Genomic DNA, 19179 nt, shown 5'->3' with positions numbered 1-19179 from the left:
GTGGGATCGCCGTGTTTCCTGCGGACGACAATCGCCGAACTCCTTTGGCGGATTCATCTGCCCGACATGCGCCGCACCATCGAAATCCACCCCGCCGCGCCGCCCAAGCCGCCGCTCGGCGAGCCCTGCAACGGCTGCGGCGTGTGCTGCGCGAGCGAGCCCTGCCCCGTGGGCGTGCTGGTCAGCCGGCGCCGGCACGGGGCCTGCGCGGCGCTGGTGTGGGAGGTACAAGGCGGTTACCGCTGCGGCGTGCTGGTGCGGGCGCGCCGGCTGCGCGGGCCGGCCTGGCTGCGCCGCGTGGCCGCGCGGCTGGCGAGCCGCTTGATCGCCGCGGGCCAGGGCTGCGATTGCGACTATGAGGTCGAACCGCGCCACTGACCCCTGCATTGACGACCGCGCCGCGCCGGCGGCTTGCGGCCTCAGAACGCCTGGTCGCTGCTGGAGCGTGCCCACAGGTCCAGCCCGCCGTCTTGCGCATGCCGGTCGATCTCGGCCAGCTCCTGCGCGCTGAAATCCAGCCGTGCCAGTGCTGCCACGTTCTCGCGCAGCTGCTCGGGCCGGCTGGCGCCGATCAGCGCCGTCGTCACGCGCGGGTCGCGCAGCACCCAGGCCAGCGCCATCTGCGCGAGCGACTGCCCGCGCCGCTGCGCGATCGCCCGCAACGCGCGCACGCGCTCCAGGTTGGCCTGCGACAGGTGCTCGGCCTTCATCGAGCCGCCGCCCGGCTTGTTGATGCGCGCGTCGGCCGGGATGCCGTTCAGGTACTTGTCGGTCAGCAGCCCCTGGGCCAGTGCGCTGAAGGCGATGCAGCCCGCCCCCTCGGCGTCGAGCGTGGCGAGCAGCTCGCCTTCGATCCAGCGGTTCAGCAGGCTGTACGACGGCTGGTGGATCAGCAGCGGCACGCCGCGCTCGCGCAACAGCTTCGCCATCTCGGCGGTCTTGCCCGCGGAGTACGACGAGATGCCGACGTACAGCGCACGCCCCGACTGCACCGCGGTGGCGAGCGCCGACGCGGTTTCCTCGAGCGGCGTCGCGGCATCGAAGCGGTGCGAATAGAAGATGTCGACGTAGTCGAGCCCCATGCGGCGCAGGCTCTGGTCGAGGCTCGCGAGCACGTATTTGCGCGAGCCGCCGCCCTGCCCGTACGGGCCCGGCCACATGTCGTAGCCGGCCTTGCTGGAGATCACCAGCTCGTCGCGGTAGGGCTTGAAGTCCTCGCGCAGCAGGCGGCCGAAGTTGCTCTCGGCGCTGCCATAGGGCGGCCCATAGTTGTTGGCGAGGTCGAAATGGGTGATGCCCAGGTCGAAGGCGGTGCGCAGCAGCGCGCGCTGCTCGGCGAGCGGCGTGGCATCGCCGAAGTTGTGCCACAGGCCGAGCGACAGCGCCGGCAGCTGCAGGCCGCTGCGCCCGCAGCGGCGGTAGGTCATGGTCTCGTAGCGGTCGGGCGCGGCGGTGTAGGTCATGGTTCCCGGGGTGTCATTTGACGAAGTCGTACAGCGGTGCATTCTTGTCGACGATGTGCACGGTGAACAGCTTCAAGGGCATTTCGCCAACCACCTTGAAGCTGCCGTGCTGCACGTCGCGCAGGTTCAGCCCGGTCAGGCCGGTGGGCATCATCGACGCATCCTTGCCCGGCGCCTGCACCATCGCGCCCTGCAGCACATGGAAGGCTTCGACGCCGTGGTGCACATGCAGGTTGCTGCTCTGGCCCGGCTTCAGTTCGACGATGGAGGCGATCACCTCCATGTTGGGCGTGCCGCTCAGGTCGGCGCGCTTCTGCTCGGCGCGCTGCGGCGAATCGGTGAGCGTCTGCGCCGTGAGGCCGGTGGTGAGGCCGAGTGCGAACAACAGCGCACCGGACAGCGTGAGCGTCAGCCGGGAAGTCTTCATGTCAATCTCCTCGCGCGACATGCGCCGCGGCACTGTGCGCGCGGGTGCCGGGAGCGTCAACCAGATCCCACCCTATGGCCCGCCGACCCTCGCCGCCCTCAACACCCGCGCACAAACCCCCAGCGTCGCCGCCGGCGACGACGGCTTCGCGATGTGCGCACTGAACCCCTGGTCCAACGCCCGTTGCCGGTCTTCAGGCCGCGCGAAGGCGGTCAGCGCGATCGCGGGCATGCCGCTGGTGCGGCGCACCTGCCGCAGCAACGCGTAGCCGTCGGTCTGCGGCATGCCGATGTCGCACAGCATCAGCGCGAAGACCCTGCTGCCCACCAGCGCCAGCGCGGCCTCGGCGCTGTCGGCCGCCACCGCATCCACGCCGTACTGCGCGAAGGCCGTCACCAGGATCGTGCTGCCGTCGATGTCGTCGTCCACCACCAGCACGCTCGCGCCCTTCAGCACCAGCAGTTCGTCGCCGGGCGGCAACTCGTCCGCCGTGGTGTCGACACTCCCATCCGACCCGCCTTTCAGCGCCGACGGCATGCGCATCGGCAGCGTCACCGTGAAGCTCGTGCCCCGTCCCGGGCCGGCGCTCTCGGCCACGATGCGCCCACCGTGCAGTTCGACCAGGCTCTTGCAGATCGACAGCCCCAGGCCCAGCCCGGCATGGTGGCGCGTGCTGGAGCTGTCGGCCTGAGAGAAGCGCTCGAACAGGTGCGGCAGAAAATCCGCCGCCACGCCGATGCCGTTGTCGCTGATCTTCACCCGCACTTCGTCGGCATCGGCCTCCACGCCCAAAGCGATGGTCCCGCCCTCGGGCGTGAACTTCACCGAGTTGCTCAGCAGGTTCCAGAACACCTGCTGCAGCCGCGTGGCGTCGCCGTCGATCTCGGGCAGCCCGGCGAGCGCCGGCTCGGCCAGCGCGATCTTCTTGCGCTGTGCATCCAGCCGCGTCGCGTCCAGCGCGGCGGCCACCGGCACGGCCAGCGATTCGCGCCGCACCGCGAGCCGGATCTTGCCGGTCATGATGCGATTGACGTCCAGCAGGTCGGCAATCAGTTGCGCCTGCGCGCGGGCGTTGCGGTGGATGCGCTCGGCGGCCTCGCGGACCCGGTCGGCATCCAGGCGGCCGCTGCGGATCAGCTCGGTCCAGCCGAGGATGGCGTTCAGCGGCGTGCGCAGCTCGTGGCTCAGCGTCGCCAGGAATTCGTCCTTCAGCCGGCTCGCACGCTCGGCCTCGGCGCGCGCGGCACGCTCGCTGGCGTTCAGCTCGGCCAGCCGCCGCTCCTGCGCCAGCCGCGCGGTCACGTCGCGCGTGGAGCCGGCCACGCTGGCCACGCTGCCGTCGGGCGCGAACACCGGGTTGAAGATGTACTCGAACCAACCCTGCACCCCGGTCGGACTCTGGTAGAAGGTCTCGCCGACGACGCGCTCGCCACTGACGAAGACCTGCTCGATCTCGGCACCCAGCCGGTCGGCCAGGTCCTTCGGGTACGGCAGGTCCCAGAAGGTCTTGCCGACGATCTCGTCGAGCGTGATGCCGAGCAGCTGCAGCAGCGGCCGGTTCGAATAGGTGAAGCGCAGCTGCCGGTCGAAGGTGTACGCGAAGTCCTCGATGCCCGACAGCGTGACGTCGAAGCGCTGCGCCTGCGCCGCCCGCTGCTCGGCCTCGCGGGCCAGCATGCGCTCGGCCAGCACCTGTTCGGTGACGTCGTGCCCCTGCACGAAGATGCCGGTGACGCGCTCGCCGTCGCCGCGCACCGGCTGGTAGACGAAATCGACGAAGCGCGTCTCGGGTTGCAAGTGCGCAGCCCGCTCGGGCACGAAGGCCATGCGCCTACCGACGAAGGGCTCGCCGCTGGCGTACACCGCATCGAGCAGCCCGACGAAGCCTTGCTCGTCGGCCTCGGGCAGCGCCTGCGCGATCATGCGGCCCGTCAGTGGGCGGTCGAGGCCCACCAGCCGCTGGTACGCCGGGTTCGCGAGCGTCACCACGTGGGTCGGCCCCTCCAGCACCACGATGAAGCTGGGCGACTGCTCGAACAGCAGCCGCAGCATCGGTTCCGAGACGGCCGGCTGACCGAGGGGGAGAGCACTCATCGGGCCATTGTGTGTCATCGGCCCCGAGGGGATCCGTTCAGGCCGGCACCAGCCTCCGCCGCGCCGCCTCGTACTCGCCGTGCAGCCGCTCGACCAGCACGCGCGTCGGCACCACCTTGTCGATCGCGCCGATCCCCTGCCCGCAGCCCCAGATGTCCTTCCAGGCTTTGCGCGCGTCGCCGCCGAAGTTCATCTTGCTCGGGTCGCTCTCGGGCAGCTTCTCCGGGTCGAGCCCGGCCTTGACGATCGAGCCCTTCAGGTAGTTGCCGTGCACGCCGGTGAAGAGGTTGCTGTAGACGATGTCGTCGCTGTTGCTGCTGACGATCATCTGCTTGTAGTCGTCGCTCGCGCGCGCCTCGTCGGTCGCGATGAAGGCCGAGCCGATGTAGGCCAGGTCGGCGCCCATCGCCTGCGCCGCGAGGATCGCGTTGCCGCTCGCGATCGAGCCGCTCAGCGCGAGCGGGCCGTCGAACCAGGTGCGGATCTCCTGCACCAGCGCGAACGGGCTCTTCACGCCTGCATGGCCGCCGGCGCCGGCCGCCACCGCGACCAGGCCATCGGCGCCCTTCTCGATCGCCTTCTTCGCGAAGAAGTTGTTGATGACGTCGTGCAGCACGATGCCGCCCCAGGCATGCACCGCATCGTTGACGTCGGTGCGTGCGCCGAGCGAGGTGATGATGATCGGCACCTTGTACTTCGCGCACAGCGCCATGTCGTGCTCGAGCCGGTCGTTGCTCTTGTGCACGATCTGGTTGATCGCGAACGGCGCCGCCGGGCGCTCGGGATTCGCGCGGTCGTGCGCGGCCAGGGTCTCGGTGATCTCGGCCAGCCATTCGTCGAGCAGCTCGGCCGGGCGCGCATTGAGCGCCGGCATCGCGCCGACGATGCCGGCCTTGCACTGCTCGATCACGAGCTTCGGGTTGCTGATGATGAACAGCGGCGAGCCGATCACCGGCAGCGGCAGGTTCTGCAGAACGGGCGGAAGCGACAAGGCGGGTCTCCAGTGAGTGATCAGAACGCGTCCATCGCCAGCGCCATCACGCTGTCGGCGCCTTCGAGGATCGCATCGCGCTGGCCGGGCACGCGGCTCAGGATGTGCTCGGCGTAGAAACGGGCGGTGGCCAGCTTGGCGTTCAGGAATCCCGCATCGCCCTCGCCCGCCGCCAGCTGCGTCTCGGCCACCAGCAGCGCACGCGCGAGCTGCCAGCCGGCCATCAGGTTGCCGGCCAGCATCAGGTACGGCACCGAGCCGGCGAACACCGCGTTCGGGTGCGCCTTGGTCGAGCCGGCCACGAACTCGACCACCTGCACGAAGGCCTCGCGCGCCGCGGCCAGGCGCTTCAGCACCGCGCGAGCGGCCGGGCTGTCGCGCTGGCCGAGTTCGGCCTCGGTCTTGCGGATCTGCTCGGCGATCGCCTTCGCCGTCTGGCCGCCGTCGCGCGCCGTCTTGCGGCCCACCAGGTCGTTGGCCTGGATCGCGGTCGTGCCTTCGTAGATGGTCAGGATTTTCGCGTCGCGGTAGTACTGCGCCGCGCCGGTCTCCTCGATGAAGCCCATGCCGCCGTGCACCTGCACGCCCAGGCTCGTCACCTCCAGGCTCATCTCGGTGCTGAAGCCCTTCACCAGCGGCACCATGAATTCGTAGAAGGCCTGATTCTGCTTGCGCACCTCGGCATCGGGGTGCGCATGCGCGGCGTCGTAGGCCGCAGCGGCCGTCAGCGCCATCGCGCGGCAGCCCTCGGTCAGTGCGCGCATCGTCATCAGCATGCGCCGCACGTCGGGGTGGTGGATGATGCTGGCGCTGCCGGCCACCGAGCCATCGACCGGGCGCGACTGCACGCGATCCTTCGCATAGGCCACGGCCTTCTGGTAGGCCCGCTCGGCCACCGCGATGCCCTGCACGCCCACTGCATAGCGCGCGGCATTCATCATGATGAACATGGTCTCGAGGCCGCGGTTCTCCTGGCCGATCAACTGCCCCACGGCGCCGCCGTGGTCGCCGAACTGCAGCACCGCGGTCGGGCTGGCCTTGATGCCCAGCTTGTGCTCGATGCTCACGCAGTGCGCATCATTGCGGGCACCCAGCGAGCCGTCGGCGTTCACGATGAACTTCGGCACCAGGAACAGGCTGATGCCTTTCACGCCTTCGGGCGCGCCGACCACGCGCGCCAGCACCAGGTGGACGATGTTGCCCGCCATGTCGTGCTCGCCGTAGGTGATGAAGATCTTGGTGCCGAAGATCTTGTAGCTGCCGTCGGGCTGCGGCTCGGCGCGCGTGCGCACCAGCGCGAGGTCGGAGCCGGCCTGCGGCTCGGTCAGGTTCATCGTGCCGGTCCACTCGCCGGAGATCATCTTCGGCAGGAACAGCGCCTGCTGCTCCGGCGTGCCGGCGGTCAGCAGTGCCTCGATCGCACCATCGGTCAGCAGCGGGCACAGCGCGAAGCTCATGTTGGCGCTGTTGAGCATCTCGATGCAGGCCGCGCCGATGGTCTTCGGCAGGTTCTGCCCACCGAAATCAGACGGGTGCTGCAGGCCCTGCCAGCCGCCCTCGGCGAACTGCCGGAACGCCTGCTTGAAACCCGGCGTGGTGGTGACCTGGCCGTCCTTCCACGACGACGGGTTCTTGTCGCCCTCGAAGTTCAGCGGCGCCAGCACCTCCTGGTTGAAGCGCGCGCATTCCTCGAGCACGGCCTGCGCCGTCTCCAGCCCGGCGTCCTCGAAGCCGGGCAACTGCGCGACGGCCTCCAGGCCAGCCAGTTCCTTCATGCAGAACAGCATGTCCTTCACCGGTGCGATGTAGCTCATCGTTGTCTCCTTGTTCTCATTCAGGCAGAAGAAAGCCCGTTGATTCGATCGAGCCAACGGGCTTTGCAGGCACGCGCGCAGCGCTGGCGCAGGGCGGCTTACAGCGCCTTCACCAGCTCCGGCACGGCGGTGAACAGATCGGCCTCGAGGCCGTAGTCGGCCACGCTGAAGATCGGCGCCTCGGGGTCCTTGTTGATCGCGACGATCACCTTCGAATCCTTCATGCCGGCCAGGTGCTGGATCGCGCCGGAGATGCCGGCGGCGATGTACAGCTGCGGCGCGACGATCTTGCCGGTCTGGCCGACCTGCCAGTCGTTCGGCGCATAGCCGGCGTCCACGGCAGCGCGGCTCGCGCCCAGCGCGGCACCGAGCTTGTCGGCCAGCGGCGTCAGCACCTCGTTGAACTTGTCGCTGGAGCCGAGCGCGCGGCCACCGGACACGATGATCTTCGCGGCCGTCAGCTCAGGGCGGTCGTTCTTCGCGATCTCGGACCCGACGAAGCTGCTCTTGCCGCTGTCGGCCGCAGCGGGCGTGCTCTCCACCGCAGCCGAGCCGCCGCTGGCGGCGGCCGGATCGAACCCGGTCGTGCGCACGGTCAGCACCTTCACCTTGTCGGCGCTCTGCACCGTGGCGATGGCGTTGCCGGCGTAGATCGGGCGCTCGAAGGTGTCGGGGCTGTCGACCTTGGTCACGTCGCTGATCTGCGCGACATCGAGCTTGGCGGCCACGCGCGGCGCGATGTTCTTGCCGCTGGCGGTGGCGGGGAACACGATGTGGCTGTAGGCCGAGGCCACCGCCAGCACCTGGGCCGCGACGTTCTCGGCCAGGCCGTGTTCGAAGTACGCCGCGTCGGCGTGCAGCACCTTGGTGACGCCGGCGATCTGCGCGGCGGCCTGCGCTGCGGCGGCGGCATTGCTGCCGGCCACGAGCACGTGCACCTCGCCGCCGCACTGGGCGGCCGCAGTCACGGTGTTGAGGGTCGCGCCCTTGATCGAGGCGTTGTCGTGTTCAGCAATCACGAGTGCGGTCATTCAGATCACCTTGGCTTCGGTTTTCAGCTTCGAGACGAGGGTGGCGACATCCGGCACCTTGATGCCGGCGCTGCGCTTCGGCGGCTCGCTCACCTTCAGGGTCTTCAGGCGCGGCGTCACGTCGACGCCCAGGTCGGACGGCTTCAGCACCTCGAGCGTCTTCTTCTTCGCCTTCATGATGTTGGGCAGCGTCACGTAGCGCGGCTCGTTCAGGCGCAGGTCGGTCGTGACGACCGCCGGCAGCGTGACCTTCAGCGTCTCGAGGCCGCCATCGACCTCGCGCGTGACGAGGGCGGCGCCATCGGCGATCTCGACCTTGCTCGCGAACGTGGCCTGCGGCAGGTCGGCCAGCGCGGCCAGCATCTGCCCGGTCTGATTGCAATCGTCGTCGATCGCCTGCTTGCCGAGGATCACGAGGCCCGGCTGCTCCTTGTCGACCAGCGCCTTCAGCAGCTTGGCAACGGCCAGCGGCTGCAGCTCTTCGGTGGTCTCGACGAGGATCGCGCGATCGGCGCCGATCGCCATCGCGGTGCGCAGCGTCTCCTGGCACTGCGTGACGCCGAGCGAGACGGCGATGACCTCGGTCACCGCGCCCTTCTCCTTCAAGCGGACCGCTTCTTCGACGGCAATCTCGTCGAACGGGTTCATGCTCATCTTGACGTTGGCGATGTCCACGCCGCTGCCATCGCTCTTGACCCGCACCTTGACGTTGTAGTCCACAACGCGCTTGACCGCGACCAATACCTTCATTCGCACGCTCCTGATGACTCTGAAAGGGTTGATCGATTCTAGTGGCGGGGCCTCGGGCGCCCCGCACGTGGCACCAGGGGAGACCCTGCTGCGGCATCGAAATAGAACGATCGTGCTTTTTTGATTCTCGCACAGGTCGGGGCGGTTTCCGCGTCACGCAGGCGACGTTCGCTTCGAATGCGTTGCTAGACTGCGCCGCCATGCCCGAGCCGATGACGCCTGAGACCCCTGCAGCCGACCCCATCGGCGTGTTCGATTCGGGGCTCGGCGGGCTCTCGGTGCTGCGGGCGCTGCGCCGGCAGTTGCCGCAGGCGCCGCTGCGCTACCTGGCCGATTCGGCGAACGCGCCGTATGGCGATCGCAGCGAGGCCTTCATCGTCGAGCGCTCGCAGCGCATCGCGCAGCACCTGGTGGCGCACGGCGCAAAGCTGCTGGTGGTCGCATGCAACACCGCCACGGCCGCGGCGGTCGCGAGCCTGCGCGAGCGCTGGCCGGCGCTGCCGATCGTCGGCGTCGAGCCGGGGCTGAAGCCGGCGGCGACCGCGACCCACAGCGGCCGCATCGGTGTGCTGGCCACCACCGGCACCTTGCGCAGCGAGAAGTTCCGGCAACTGCTGGCGCGCCAGGGCGATGCGGTGCGGATCACCGCCCAGCCCTGCCCGGGCCTCGCCGACCTGATCGAGCGCGGCGCGCTCGACACACCGGAGCTGCGGGCCATGGTCGAGCGCTGTTGCGCGCCACTGCGCGAAGCGGATGTCGACACCGTCGTGCTCGGCTGCACGCACTACCCGTTCGTGCAGCACCTGATCGCCGCCGCGATGGGGCCGCAGGTGCTGATCATCGACACCGCCGATGCGGTGGCCCGGCGTGCAGCGCAGTTGTGGCAGGCCACAGAGGCCGCGCCCGCGGCCGCAGACGTGGTGACGTTGGAGACGACCGGCGATGTCGAGTCGCTGCGACGGGTGGCCGCAAGCTGGCTGTCGTTCCGCTGCGAGGTGCGCGCAGCGGACGCCTGATCACCCCGCCTCATCGCGCCATGAACTGCGCATAGGCCTGCTCCGCCGCATCGTCCACCGGAAACATCGATTCGAGCCGCAGCTCCTGCGACGCGGCCGCTTGCGGCGTGCCGACCGTGGTCACCAGCGAGAAGAGGCTCAGCGTGAAGCCGTCGTTCGAGAAGTTCATCGGCACCAGCGGGAGCGCCGCTGCGGCGGTGCCCACCAGCAATGCCTTCGTGTGCTTCCACGCCGGATCGATGCCGGGATACGCCAGCAACTCGGACAACAGCGCCTGCGTCTGCAGGTCGACGACCCGCTCCGTCGATTCGCGGTGCACGCGCTGGATCAGGCTGCGCCCCACGTCGTCCCAGTTCGCGATGAAAGGGCGCATACCGGCCGGGTCGAACATCAGGTGAAGCAGGTTGCGCGGCGGGCTGCGGCGCGACAGGTCGACGAAGCGGTTGAAGAACCGGGGCGCCGCCTCGTTGGTCATCAGCACGTTCCAGTGGCGGTCCATCACCACCGCAGGAAACGGCTCCTGCTGCTGCAGCATGCGACGCAGCGCCTTCTCGATGCCCTGCATCTCGGCAGCATCCCAGGGCGATTCCGAATACAGCGGCGCAAACCCGGCCGCGAGCAACAAGGCATTGCGCTCGCGCAACGGCACCTCCAGCGCCTGCGCGATTTGCATCAAGGTCTGGCGGCCGGGGGCGCTGCGGCCGCTCTCGATGAAGCTGATGTGCCGCTGCGAGATGCCCGACTCCAGCGCCAGGTCGAGCTGGCTGCGACCGCGCACGGCACGCCAGTGGCGCAGCAGGGGGCCGAGGTCGGCGCGCTCGCTTCGAGCAGAGGGACTGGACGGGCTCATGGCGGAGAGGGTATCGCGGCAGGTGTCTGCCTCAACTACCTCGCGGGTAATTGCCGCGTGCAGAGGCCCTGCCTAACCTGCCTTCTCATGCGAACACATCCGTTCGCCAACATGAAAGGCAGCCTCCATGTCGAACTTCACTGTCCATTCCCCGCAATCCGTCCCCGAGGCGTCGAAGGCGCCACTGCGCGCACTCGAAGAGGTGTTCGGCTTCGTGCCGAACCTCGCGCGGGCCATGGCCGAGTCGCCTGTGCCGATCAAGGGCTTCATCGGGCTGTTCCAGAACGTGCACGCCGGCAGCTTCGGCGAGGCAGAGATCCAGGTCCTGCTGCTGACCAATGCGGTGACGAACAACAGCCGCTGGGCGATCGCGTTCCACACGCACCTGGCGCTCGCGCAGGGCGTGGCCGAGGCCGATGTCGAAGCCATCCGCGCACGTCGGGCACCGGACGACATTCGACACGCGGCGCTGTCAGCGGTCGCCAGATCGTTGATCGAGAACCGGGGAAAGCTCGACGCAGCAGCTCAGTCCGGCTTCTACGCGGCGGGATACCGGCCCGATCAGCTGCTGGAACTCATCGGCGTCGTCGCCGCCTCGACGCTGACGAACTACGCCGGCAACGTCGTGCACCCACCGCTGGAAGACTTCCTGCAGGCGACCGAGGCTACTGCTGCGCTTGCAGCATCGCCCCCATCTTCTGGTGGATCAGATTGATCGCTTTCAAGGGCCGGACGAGGACTTTGAAATCCACGATCCTTCCGTCGTCGTCCCAGGTGAGCATGTCGACGCCGTTGACGGCGATGCCATCGATCTCCACCTGGAACTCCAGCACCGCGTCACGCGGGCCGACGATCTCCCGGACGTACTTGAAGGTCTCGTTGAAGAAGACGTGGAACGCCGCGCCGAGGTACTGGGCCGTGACGGCCTTCCCGACCTGCGGCGTGTGCACCACCGGCGAATGGAAGACGACCTGGTCCGAGAGCAGTGCCCCCAGGCCCTTGGCGTTGCGCGTGGCGACGAGTTCGTGCCAGACGGCCAGCGTGTCGATGCTCATGGGGTTTCCTCTCAGGGAATCTGCATGTCCTCGCGGGAACGGCCATTCGCGATCTGGTCGCGGAACCACTGGGGCGGCTTGCCCATCCCGACCCAGGTCTGGCTCGGGTCGGCCGGGTTCGCGTACTTCGCCTTGCGTTCTTCGCCGGGGGCCGACGGCGTCTTGACGGCCTTCGCGGGCAGGTAGGGCTTCAGCGCCTCGATCCCTTCGGCGATGCTGAAACCGCCCATCTGCAGCTTCTTGGCGTAGCCGTCGGCCAAGACCTTCAGCTCCTCGGTGCGCTTGCTCGCCAGGGCGGCTTCGGTTTCTTCCAGCAGAGCGCGGAGCTCAGCGTACGACATACCCTTCAATTCGGTCATCTCGGTGGTCCTGGACGTGGATCGGAAAAAGCGATGACCGGTAGTCTATGTGCGGCGTGGCCCTTTTTGGGCGCGGAGCCTCAACGGCGTCCGCCGGCCGCAACGGGTCCCGGGAGCGGTACGCCGGTCAACTCAAGTACCTTCGGACCTGTGGGCGAGACATCGTGGTGGCTTCGACCGACCCGCTCATGCGGAGAGCCCCGACATGACCTCGCGCGTTCCCTTGTGCAACGAGGCGTACAAACCCAACGCCCCCAGGACCACCCACACCACGAGCGCAAGCCACACCACCTTGCCGGACTGTAGCGCGGCCAGGACCACGGCAACAGTCATCGAAGCATGCAGGCCGAAGGCCACGATGGTGGCCTTCCAGGCCCATCGCTTCTGATAGATGGCAAAGGCGGCGAGAACCCCATAGAGCGCCGCGGAATACACCCCCGCCAGGATGCCGAGCGTGGCGTTGACCTCGTGGAGCTGCATGGCCACCGCGCAGTACAGCGCAATGCAACCGAAGAGGCAGATGCTGGCCATCTGGATGCGATCGTCGGGGCGGGTCAGGGCCCAGACAACGGCCGCGAGCACGGCCAGGCCGAAGGCGGCGCCGACGGCGGCGCCGACGGCGGCGAGGATGATGTAGACGGTCATGCCGGCATTCTCGGCGAGTTTCCGGTCGTTCCCGCAGCGCACGTACCACGCGGAAGCGGGCTACGAGTTGCGGGCGGAGCGCATCACCTTCACCGGCCGCTCTTTAGCGCCCATCCCCAGCAGCGAGGCCGCCACCGTCGGCACGGTGATCGCATCCTGCAGCGTCATCGCATCGAGCTCGGCCATGAAGGCATCGACCGCCCGGGCCAGCCCGCGCTTCAGGTTGCAGGCCGGAAAGATCTGACAGCCGTGCGGCACCGCGGTGTCGTGGCAGGCGACGACCGCGAAATCCTTCTCGGCCATGCGCACGATGTCGCCGATCGAGATCTCGTTCGGCGGGCGCGCCAGCGTGGCGCCACCGGCGCGGCCGCGCGTCGTCACGATGAAGCCGTTCAGCCCGAGGTCGTGGACGATCTTGGTCAGGTGGCTGCGCGAGATGCCGTAGGCACCGGCGATCGCGTCAATGGTCACGACCCGACCCGACGGCCACGCCACCGCGAGGTACATCATCACGCGCAGCGTGTAGTCGGTGTAGACGGTCAGGCGCACGACTCGCTCCATGAAACAGGCACGATGATTTTACTTTAAAGGGATCAATCGCCCTCTCACATCTTTACCCATACCCCGATGATAAGATTCATATCTTATGAATCAATAGCTTCAGCATGTCACCCGCAGCGACTCCTCCCACCGCCCCACCCGCGCCGCCGTCCCGTCTCCACGCGTTGGACCGCGCGGGCATCGAGGCCCTGGTGCACGACTTCTACGACGACGTGCGGCGCGACGAGTTGCTCGCCCCCGTCTTCGAAGCGGTCATCGGCAAAGACTGGAGCCCGCACCTCGCGCGGCTGGTCGAGTTCTGGAGCAGCGTGATGCTGGGCACCCGCAGCTTCCGAGGCAACGTGTACGGCAAGCACATGGCGCTCGACGGCGTGCGCCCGGAGCACTTCCTGCGCTGGATCACGCTGTGGCACCGCCACACCGACCGCCTGTTCTACGACGCGATCGCCGAAGAGCTCCAGCGCACCGCGCACGGCATCGCCCGCAACCTGTCGCACGGCTTCTTCGGCGAGTTCCCGCGGACAATGCCGCCGCATGAGTGAGCTTCCGACGAGCCAGGACCCCGAGTTGCTGCGCCGCCTGCTGCGCGCGAAGGACTGCATGGACGCCGCCTCGCACGAGGCTTGGCCGGTGGAGCGGCTGGCGCGCGTCAGCGAGGTCTCCGAAGCGCATTTCGCGCGCTCATTCAAGCAGGCCTTCGGCACGCCGCCGCACCGCTACCTGCTGACGCGGCGCATCGAGCGGGCGACCGCGCTGCTGCGCGAGACCGAGCTGCCGATCACCGAGATCGCGTTCCAGACCGGCTGGGAGAGCCTGGGCACCTTCGGGCGCACCTTCCGCGACATCACCGGCGAGAGCCCGAGCGCGGTGCGCTCGCGCGCGCGGGCGGCGCTGCAGGAGCCCGGCCGCGTGCCCGCCTGCGTGCTGGGCGCGGCGCACCGGCCGGACCTGACGATCGCAGTTTCGGAGAAGCGGCGCCGGGAGGTGGCCGCTATAAACGACGCCTTCAGCAACAGCTCCGGCAAGAAGGAGGTTCCATGACCCAAGGCATCGAAGTCGTCAGCCTGTACGTGCGCGACCAGGATGAAGCGCTCGCGTTCTATGTCGACAAGGTCGGCTTTCGCGTCCACACCGACGTGCGCAACGGCGACTACCGCTGGCTCACGGTGCAGCACCCGGACCAGCCGTCGTTCCAGCTGGGCTTGAGCGTGCCCGGCGCGCCGGTGCACGACGCCGAGACCGCGCAGGCGCTGCGTGCGATCGTCGCCAAGGGCGGCATGCCGCCGCTGGTGCTGAAGGTGGACGATTGCCGCGCCGCGCACGCGCGAATGCAGGCCCGCGGCGTGGAGTTCACGCAGGAGCCGACCGAGCGCTACGGCACGCTGGATGCGGGCTTCCGCGATCCGTCGGGGAACGGGTGGAAGATGATCGAGGCGCGGCGCTGAGTGTGGGTTGCATCCGCAACCGAGAAGCCAGAACAGTTCAGGTGGGCGGCGGAACGCTCATGCAGCCTGTCAAGGCCTCAAGGAGACCCATTGCAGAGCACCCGTCCCCGTCACTGAGTTCATAGCTTTGCTGACAGCATCAACGAGCGCGGGCACTGCGTTTTGCCTACGCAGTGGCTGGTCGCTCGGGTGCTTGTAGTTGCCGTTGCAGACCAACTTCCACGCGCTGAGGAGCCGCTTTTCAATCCTTGCGACCTCTGTAGCGGCGGACTTCTGGTCGAGTGCCGGGCGCATGCGAAGCAGATGAAAGCTGAAGCTGTCAAGCAGTGTCTGTGGTGTCGCTCTCGAGAACTCATCCCAATGCTCGTCCGCAAAGCGCAGTCGATTGAGCGATGTATCGTTGCCCGTGCTTTTGCAGTGCCGCACTGTGTCTGCGCAGTCTTGAGCGTATGCAGCGCGGATGATGGCCTTGAGTTCCGGCTGGATTGTCACAGCCAGAAGGCTCTCCATGCGTCGCGTCACCGCCGCCGGCGTGCGATCGCGACAATTCGGACCCAGCCCGATGTTCGCGCCTCGCCAAGTAATCGTTTGTAGATGGCGTCCCCAGCGCTGCGGAATGATGTCACCAGCCATTGGCTTGTAGAGACCCAGGTAAACGACCTCTCTCTGTGGCAATTTCTCGATGAGATAAATGCCTGAGCCGCTGATGGCCGAGTTCTGCACCTCGGTCAATCGCTGTCTCGAGAAGATCAAATCAAAGGGACACCGGATGGGCCAGGACTCTTTGATTGGCTCGACCTGACGCACGCCGATGAAATCTCGGACGTTGAATTTCCGTTCTTCCACGCGCGCACTCCACAAGTGCTTCGAAGCGGTGGGAATAGTAGGCGGTGAACGACGGATTGGCCAATCGCGATATCACCGGTGCGTCTCAAAAATTGGGTCGCTGCATCGGCGTCCTCCTCGGCCCGCTTGTGGGTTGAGGACTGGCTGTGCGGATGACAGCGCTGAAGCAATGCGCTCGTCTGAGGGCTCAGGGCGATGTCCGGACATCCGGACGCTCTCGCGCGAAGACGAAGCCCTGCAGCATCGTGCGGGCTTCGGCGGTCATGGCCATCCAGGTGGCGCAGTCGGGCGATTTGAAGCACGTGGAGACCGGTTGGACCTGGCGTTGCGCGTATTGGTCGAGGACGCGCGCCGCATCGGCAGACTTGGACTCGCGCAAGAGTGCAAGAGCCGATTCGGCGACCCGCAGCTTTTCGGCCGCGTCAGCGCCCTGCTCCCATGCCGTGGCGAGGGCTTGTCTTTGCTCGGCATCGTGGCGACCGATGTAGTGCCCGGCGAAGAAGGCGCCGCCGATGAAGATGGCACCGGCTGCGGGGAATGCGACGGCGGTGATGGGGCGCAGATTCAGAGGCATGTAGTGCAATCCGATTCACGGCGCATGTTGACGACTTCAACGCGCATCTCAGAAGCGCCGCGGACGCCGATCGCCATCGCTCGTGCAAAACGAACTACGCCTTGTCAAGCGGCTTCTCCTTGGCAAGCAGTTCTTTGCCGGTGTGGTAGCGACGCCAGACGAGGAACATGGCGAAGATGATGCCGCCGACTTCAATCGCTACGTGGCCGAATGTCCGCTGATCGTCGATCCACAACAACCAAATGCAATACGCGAAGAGCAACGGCCCGAGCACATAGGCCGGCAACCTCTCCCATGGCAGCAACGCTAGACCCATCGTCTCCTCCCGATTGCGTCATTCAGTCATCGTAGCGGAAGGGGCATCGCGAAGAGTCAAGACCAGCGTGGAATCAGATCGCCTTCGGTACCAACTTGACCCACGGCCTACCATCCTGTGCGAGGCCCGACGGGACGACCTTGAAAACCGCCTCCGACGCCAGGATCGGCTGCCGGTTCGCGACCGGCGTGAAGTCGCCATTCAATCGGCTGTGCCTGGCATAGCGAACCACCTGCGTGCCGGAGACGAACGCCAGGCTCATGACGCCGTCGTCCATCGATTCGAAAGGAACGATGCGCTCGCACTGCCGGGCCTCGACACCCAAGACCTCGCAGATGTGTGCACGCGGCGCATACGGCCCGAACAGGTACACCTTCTCCCATTCGAAATCCGTGAGGGCTGCGATGCGGATCTCCTGCGCGTGTTTCTCGCGAACCGCGTTGCCGATGGCGGCCGACACGCTGTCATCGACCGATGAGCACGCCGAGGTGAGAAGCGCCATCACGATGGCAAGTGCCTGAGGTGTTTTCATGAGTCTCTGATGGCAATGAACCGTGCTCTCACCGTCCTTGCAATATGCCGAACTCGACAGCCAGTTCGCTGAGCATGATGAATTCAGGCGTGGCGTTGGCGTCGTCTCCTTGTGGCAGCCCGGCGAGGGCCCGCGAGACCGCCAGCTCCCATTCACCGTGGGCGGACAAGGACTCGCAACTGCGAAGAACTTCAGGGCTGAGGACTGACTGCGCGGATGACAGCGCCGAGGCGAGGCGCTCCTGGGGGTCGTAATTCGGCCCTTCCGCAAAACGGGCGATCACACCCGATGCGGCCAGTTCGACCACCAGCGCTCTCGCGGCGGCGGCCGACGGCAGCGACACCGTGGGGTACTGCTTGTCCAGCAGCGCGTCGGTGATGTCCTTGGCCGCTGCCAGGCCTAGACCGCAGTGAGCCTGCAATGTCTTCGTGCAGCTGAGCTTCCTCATGCCGATCTCGGCAGTGAGGAGTTCGACCACGGTCGGTTGCGGCTTGAGCACGTGAACTGCTTTCGGTTGATCGTGGGAGCCGCGCATTTTCATTCGACCCGCATCGTGCCGATGAAGTCCACGAAGGCGCGCAACGGTGCCGGCAGATAGCGGCGGCTCGGATAGTAGAGGAAGGGCCCGGTGAACGAGGGCCACCACGCTTGCAGCACCGGCTCGAGCGCACCGCTGTCGAGCATCTGCCGCAGCCAGTCCTCGAACAGGTAGATCACGCCGGTGCCGGCCACCGCGGCATCGACGGCCAGGTCGACGGCCGCGCCGAGGCTCACGATCAGCGGCCCGGTGGGGTCCACCTTCACGACCTCGCCATCGCGCTCGAATTCCCAGGCCGGCATCGCGCCGCTGCTGAAGCGCCCGCGCAGGCAGGCATGGTCGAGCAACTCGCGCGGGTGATCGGGGCGGCCGCGGCGCTCGAGGTACGCGGGCGATGCCGCTGTCGCGAAACGCTGCACGCGCGGGCCGATCGGGATCGCGATCATGTCCTGCTCGAGCCGCTCGTCGTAGCGGATGCCGGCATCGCAGCCCGCCGCGAGCATGTCGACGAAGCTGTCCTCGGCCACGATGTCGAGGCGGATGTCGGGATAGGCCGCCAGAAACGCCGGCACGATGCGCGGCAGCACCAGGCGCACCGCGCTGACCGGCACGTTGAGCCGCAAGGTGCCGGCGGGCCGGTCGCGAAAACCGTTGACCACGTCGAGCGCGGCCTCTACCTCGACCAGCGCCGGCCCCAGCCGATCGAGCAGCCGCGCGCCGGCTTCGGTGGGCGCGACGCTGCGGGTCGTGCGGTGAAGCAGCCGCACGCCGAGGCGGGTCTCGAGCCGGCGCACGGCTTCGCTGAGGCTCGACGCGCTGCCGCCCGTGGCGCGCGCCGCGTCGCGGAAACCCCCTGCACGCGCGACGGCGAGCAGGGCCGTGAGATCACCGAGGTCGACCGCCATTGTTCGAGATTCCGTACAGCCTGTGCCGATTGAGCCATCTTATCGTTGGAGTCGAGGGCCGATAGATTCGTGGTCACACGACAGGAGTTCTCATGATCGACATCAACAAGGCAGGAACCTTCACGCTCGGCACGCGCACCGTCACCCGCTTGGGCTACGGCGCGATGCAACTCGCCGGCAAGGGCGTCTTCGGTCCGCCGACCGACCGCGCCGGCGCGGTTGCGGTGCTGCGCGCCGCGGTGGACAGCGGCGTGAACCACATCGACACCAGCGACTTCTACGGCCCGCACATCACCAACCAGATCATTCGCGAGGCGCTGCACCCGTACCGCGACGACCTGGTCATCGTCACCAAGATCGGCGCGCTTCGCGGCGAAGACGGCTCGTGGAACAAGGCCTTCTCGCGCCAGCAGCTGACGCAGGCGGTGCACGACAACCTGCGCAACCTCGGCCTCGACGTGCTGGAGGTCGTCAACCTGCGCAGCATGTTCGACGTGCACGGGCCGGCCGAGGGCTCGCTCGAAGAGCCGCTCAGCGCGCTGGCCGAACTGCAGCACCAGGGCCTCGTGCGCCACATCGGCCTGAGCAACGTGACGCCGACGCAGGTGGCCGACGGCCGCCGGATCTGCCCGATCGTCTGCGTGCAGAACCTGTACAACCTCGCGCACCGCGACGACGACGCGTTGATCGACGAGCTCGCGCGGCACGGCACCGCCTACGTACCGTTCTTCCCGCTCGGCGGCTTCAGCCCGCTGCAGTCGTCGGCGCTGTCGGAGGTCGCAGACGCGCTCGGTGCAACGCCGATGCAGGTGGCGCTCGCGTGGCTGCTGCAACGCGCGCCGAACCTGCTGCTGATTCCCGGCACGTCTTCCGTGGGGCACCTGCGCGAGAACCTCGCGGCCGCTGAGCTGAGCTTGCCGGCCGATGCCGTGGCAATGCTCGACCGGATCGCGACCGGGGCTTGAAG

25 protein-coding genes are annotated in these 19179 nt (G+C 67.6%); 7 read left to right on the top strand and 18 right to left on the bottom strand.

Annotation, left to right across the window (positions count from 1 at the left end):
- The first annotated feature begins 66 nt into the window (after positions 1–66).
- A complete protein-coding gene (locus BUE42_RS07865) occupies positions 67–378 on the top strand; it encodes a hypothetical protein (protein ID WP_073464042.1) in 312 nt (103 codons plus the stop codon).
- Between the two features lie 41 nt (positions 379–419).
- Here BUE42_RS07865 and mgrA read toward each other — a convergent pair whose 3' ends face one another.
- The 7 genes from mgrA to BUE42_RS07830 form a co-directional block, all read right to left on the bottom strand.
- On the bottom strand, positions 420–1463 hold the full coding sequence (gene mgrA, locus BUE42_RS07860) for an L-glyceraldehyde 3-phosphate reductase (protein WP_073464041.1): 1044 nt from the start codon (positions 1461–1463) through the stop codon (positions 420–422).
- 13 nt (positions 1464–1476) lie between these two features.
- The gene (locus BUE42_RS07855) at positions 1477–1890 is read right to left on the bottom strand and encodes a cupin domain-containing protein (RefSeq protein ID WP_073464122.1); all 414 of its coding nucleotides are present in this window, start codon (positions 1888–1890) and stop codon (positions 1477–1479) included.
- Positions 1891–1962: 72 nt separating this feature from the next.
- The gene (locus tag BUE42_RS07850) at positions 1963–3984 is read right to left on the bottom strand and encodes a PAS domain-containing hybrid sensor histidine kinase/response regulator (protein ID WP_073464040.1); all 2022 of its coding nucleotides are present in this window, start codon (positions 3982–3984) and stop codon (positions 1963–1965) included.
- 37 nt (positions 3985–4021) lie between these two features.
- Positions 4022–4975, bottom strand: a complete 954-nt coding sequence (locus BUE42_RS07845; RefSeq protein ID WP_073464039.1) for an NAD(P)H-dependent flavin oxidoreductase — start codon at positions 4973–4975, stop codon at positions 4022–4024.
- Between the two features lie 20 nt (positions 4976–4995).
- Entirely contained in the window at positions 4996–6789 is a 1794-nt protein-coding gene (locus BUE42_RS07840) for an acyl-CoA dehydrogenase (RefSeq protein WP_073464038.1), read from the bottom strand.
- A 98-nt stretch (positions 6790–6887) separates the two neighbouring features.
- Positions 6888–7820, bottom strand: a complete 933-nt coding sequence (locus tag BUE42_RS07835; protein ID WP_073464037.1) for an electron transfer flavoprotein subunit alpha/FixB family protein — start codon at positions 7818–7820, stop codon at positions 6888–6890.
- Entirely contained in the window at positions 7821–8570 is a 750-nt protein-coding gene (locus BUE42_RS07830) for an electron transfer flavoprotein subunit beta/FixA family protein (RefSeq protein WP_073464036.1), read from the bottom strand. It abuts the gene before it with no gap.
- A 212-nt stretch (positions 8571–8782) separates the two neighbouring features.
- Between BUE42_RS07830 and murI the strand changes: the two genes are divergently transcribed.
- On the top strand, positions 8783–9586 hold the full coding sequence (murI, locus tag BUE42_RS07825) for a glutamate racemase (protein WP_073464121.1): 804 nt from the start codon (positions 8783–8785) through the stop codon (positions 9584–9586).
- 10 nt (positions 9587–9596) lie between these two features.
- Here the strand turns inward: murI and BUE42_RS07820 are convergent, their stop codons facing one another.
- Positions 9597–10436, bottom strand: coding sequence for a helix-turn-helix domain-containing protein (locus BUE42_RS07820; RefSeq protein ID WP_073464035.1), 840 nt, complete (start codon positions 10434–10436; stop codon positions 9597–9599).
- 127 nt (positions 10437–10563) lie between these two features.
- Here BUE42_RS07820 and BUE42_RS07815 point away from each other — a divergent pair, with 127 nt between their 5' ends.
- A complete protein-coding gene (locus tag BUE42_RS07815) occupies positions 10564–11151 on the top strand; it encodes a carboxymuconolactone decarboxylase family protein (RefSeq protein ID WP_073464034.1) in 588 nt (195 codons plus the stop codon).
- Here the strand turns inward: BUE42_RS07815 and BUE42_RS07810 are convergent.
- The 4 genes from BUE42_RS07810 to BUE42_RS07795 form a co-directional block, all read right to left on the bottom strand.
- A complete protein-coding gene (locus BUE42_RS07810; RefSeq protein WP_073464033.1) occupies positions 11102–11491 on the bottom strand; it encodes a nuclear transport factor 2 family protein in 390 nt (129 codons plus the stop codon). The genes BUE42_RS07815 and BUE42_RS07810 overlap by 50 nt on opposite strands.
- A gap of 11 nt (positions 11492–11502) precedes the next feature.
- Positions 11503–11850: an H-NS histone family protein gene (locus BUE42_RS07805; protein ID WP_073464032.1), complete on the bottom strand. Its 348-nt coding sequence runs from the start codon at positions 11848–11850 to the stop codon at positions 11503–11505.
- A 186-nt stretch (positions 11851–12036) separates the two neighbouring features.
- Positions 12037–12495, bottom strand: a complete 459-nt coding sequence (locus BUE42_RS07800; RefSeq protein WP_073464031.1) for a hypothetical protein — start codon at positions 12493–12495, stop codon at positions 12037–12039.
- Between the two features lie 60 nt (positions 12496–12555).
- Positions 12556–13044, bottom strand: coding sequence for an RrF2 family transcriptional regulator (locus tag BUE42_RS07795; RefSeq protein WP_200798918.1), 489 nt, complete (start codon positions 13042–13044; stop codon positions 12556–12558).
- A 176-nt stretch (positions 13045–13220) separates the two neighbouring features.
- On the opposite strand from BUE42_RS07795, the gene BUE42_RS07790 reads away from it, so the two are divergent.
- The 3 genes from BUE42_RS07790 to BUE42_RS07780 are packed head-to-tail and all read left to right on the top strand — an operon-like array spanning position 13221 to position 14501.
- Positions 13221–13598, top strand: coding sequence for a group III truncated hemoglobin (locus tag BUE42_RS07790; protein WP_143171367.1), 378 nt, complete (start codon positions 13221–13223; stop codon positions 13596–13598).
- The gene (locus BUE42_RS07785) at positions 13591–14097 is read left to right on the top strand and encodes a helix-turn-helix domain-containing protein (RefSeq protein WP_073464028.1); all 507 of its coding nucleotides are present in this window, start codon (positions 13591–13593) and stop codon (positions 14095–14097) included. The genes BUE42_RS07790 and BUE42_RS07785 overlap by 8 nt, the downstream gene beginning before the upstream one ends.
- Positions 14094–14501 (top strand): VOC family protein, encoded by a 408-nt coding sequence (locus tag BUE42_RS07780; RefSeq protein WP_073464027.1) that lies wholly within the window; start codon positions 14094–14096, stop codon positions 14499–14501. The genes BUE42_RS07785 and BUE42_RS07780 overlap by 4 nt, the downstream gene beginning before the upstream one ends.
- A gap of 69 nt (positions 14502–14570) precedes the next feature.
- On the opposite strand, the gene BUE42_RS32020 is transcribed toward BUE42_RS07780, so the two are convergent.
- The 6 genes from BUE42_RS32020 to BUE42_RS07755 form a co-directional block, all read right to left on the bottom strand.
- Positions 14571–15347: a hypothetical protein gene (locus BUE42_RS32020; RefSeq protein WP_143171366.1), complete on the bottom strand. Its 777-nt coding sequence runs from the start codon at positions 15345–15347 to the stop codon at positions 14571–14573.
- A 187-nt stretch (positions 15348–15534) separates the two neighbouring features.
- Complete coding sequence (locus BUE42_RS07775; RefSeq protein ID WP_143171365.1) at positions 15535–15921, bottom strand: hypothetical protein; 387 nt, start codon at positions 15919–15921, stop codon at positions 15535–15537.
- A gap of 94 nt (positions 15922–16015) precedes the next feature.
- The gene (locus BUE42_RS07770) at positions 16016–16237 is read right to left on the bottom strand and encodes a hypothetical protein (RefSeq protein ID WP_073464025.1); all 222 of its coding nucleotides are present in this window, start codon (positions 16235–16237) and stop codon (positions 16016–16018) included.
- A 73-nt stretch (positions 16238–16310) separates the two neighbouring features.
- Entirely contained in the window at positions 16311–16697 is a 387-nt protein-coding gene (locus BUE42_RS07765) for a hypothetical protein (RefSeq protein WP_143171364.1), read from the bottom strand.
- A 100-nt stretch (positions 16698–16797) separates the two neighbouring features.
- Positions 16798–17310: a hypothetical protein gene (locus BUE42_RS07760; protein ID WP_143171363.1), complete on the bottom strand. Its 513-nt coding sequence runs from the start codon at positions 17308–17310 to the stop codon at positions 16798–16800.
- On the bottom strand, positions 17307–18212 hold the full coding sequence (locus BUE42_RS07755; RefSeq protein WP_073464022.1) for a LysR family transcriptional regulator: 906 nt from the start codon (positions 18210–18212) through the stop codon (positions 17307–17309). Before BUE42_RS07755 ends, BUE42_RS07760 begins: the two co-directional genes overlap by 4 nt.
- Positions 18213–18304: 92 nt before the next feature.
- Here BUE42_RS07755 and BUE42_RS07750 point away from each other — a divergent pair, with 92 nt between their 5' ends.
- Positions 18305–19177: an aldo/keto reductase family oxidoreductase gene (locus BUE42_RS07750; protein WP_073464021.1), complete on the top strand. Its 873-nt coding sequence runs from the start codon at positions 18305–18307 to the stop codon at positions 19175–19177.
- Positions 19178–19179 lie beyond the last annotated feature (2 nt).

This window comes from Rhizobacter sp. OV335, assembly GCF_900142965.1.
GTDB lineage: Bacteria > Pseudomonadota > Gammaproteobacteria > Burkholderiales > Burkholderiaceae_C > Rhizobacter.
The sequence above is the reverse complement of the archived record's forward strand: the minus strand, read 5'-3'. Positions and strand labels throughout refer to the sequence as shown.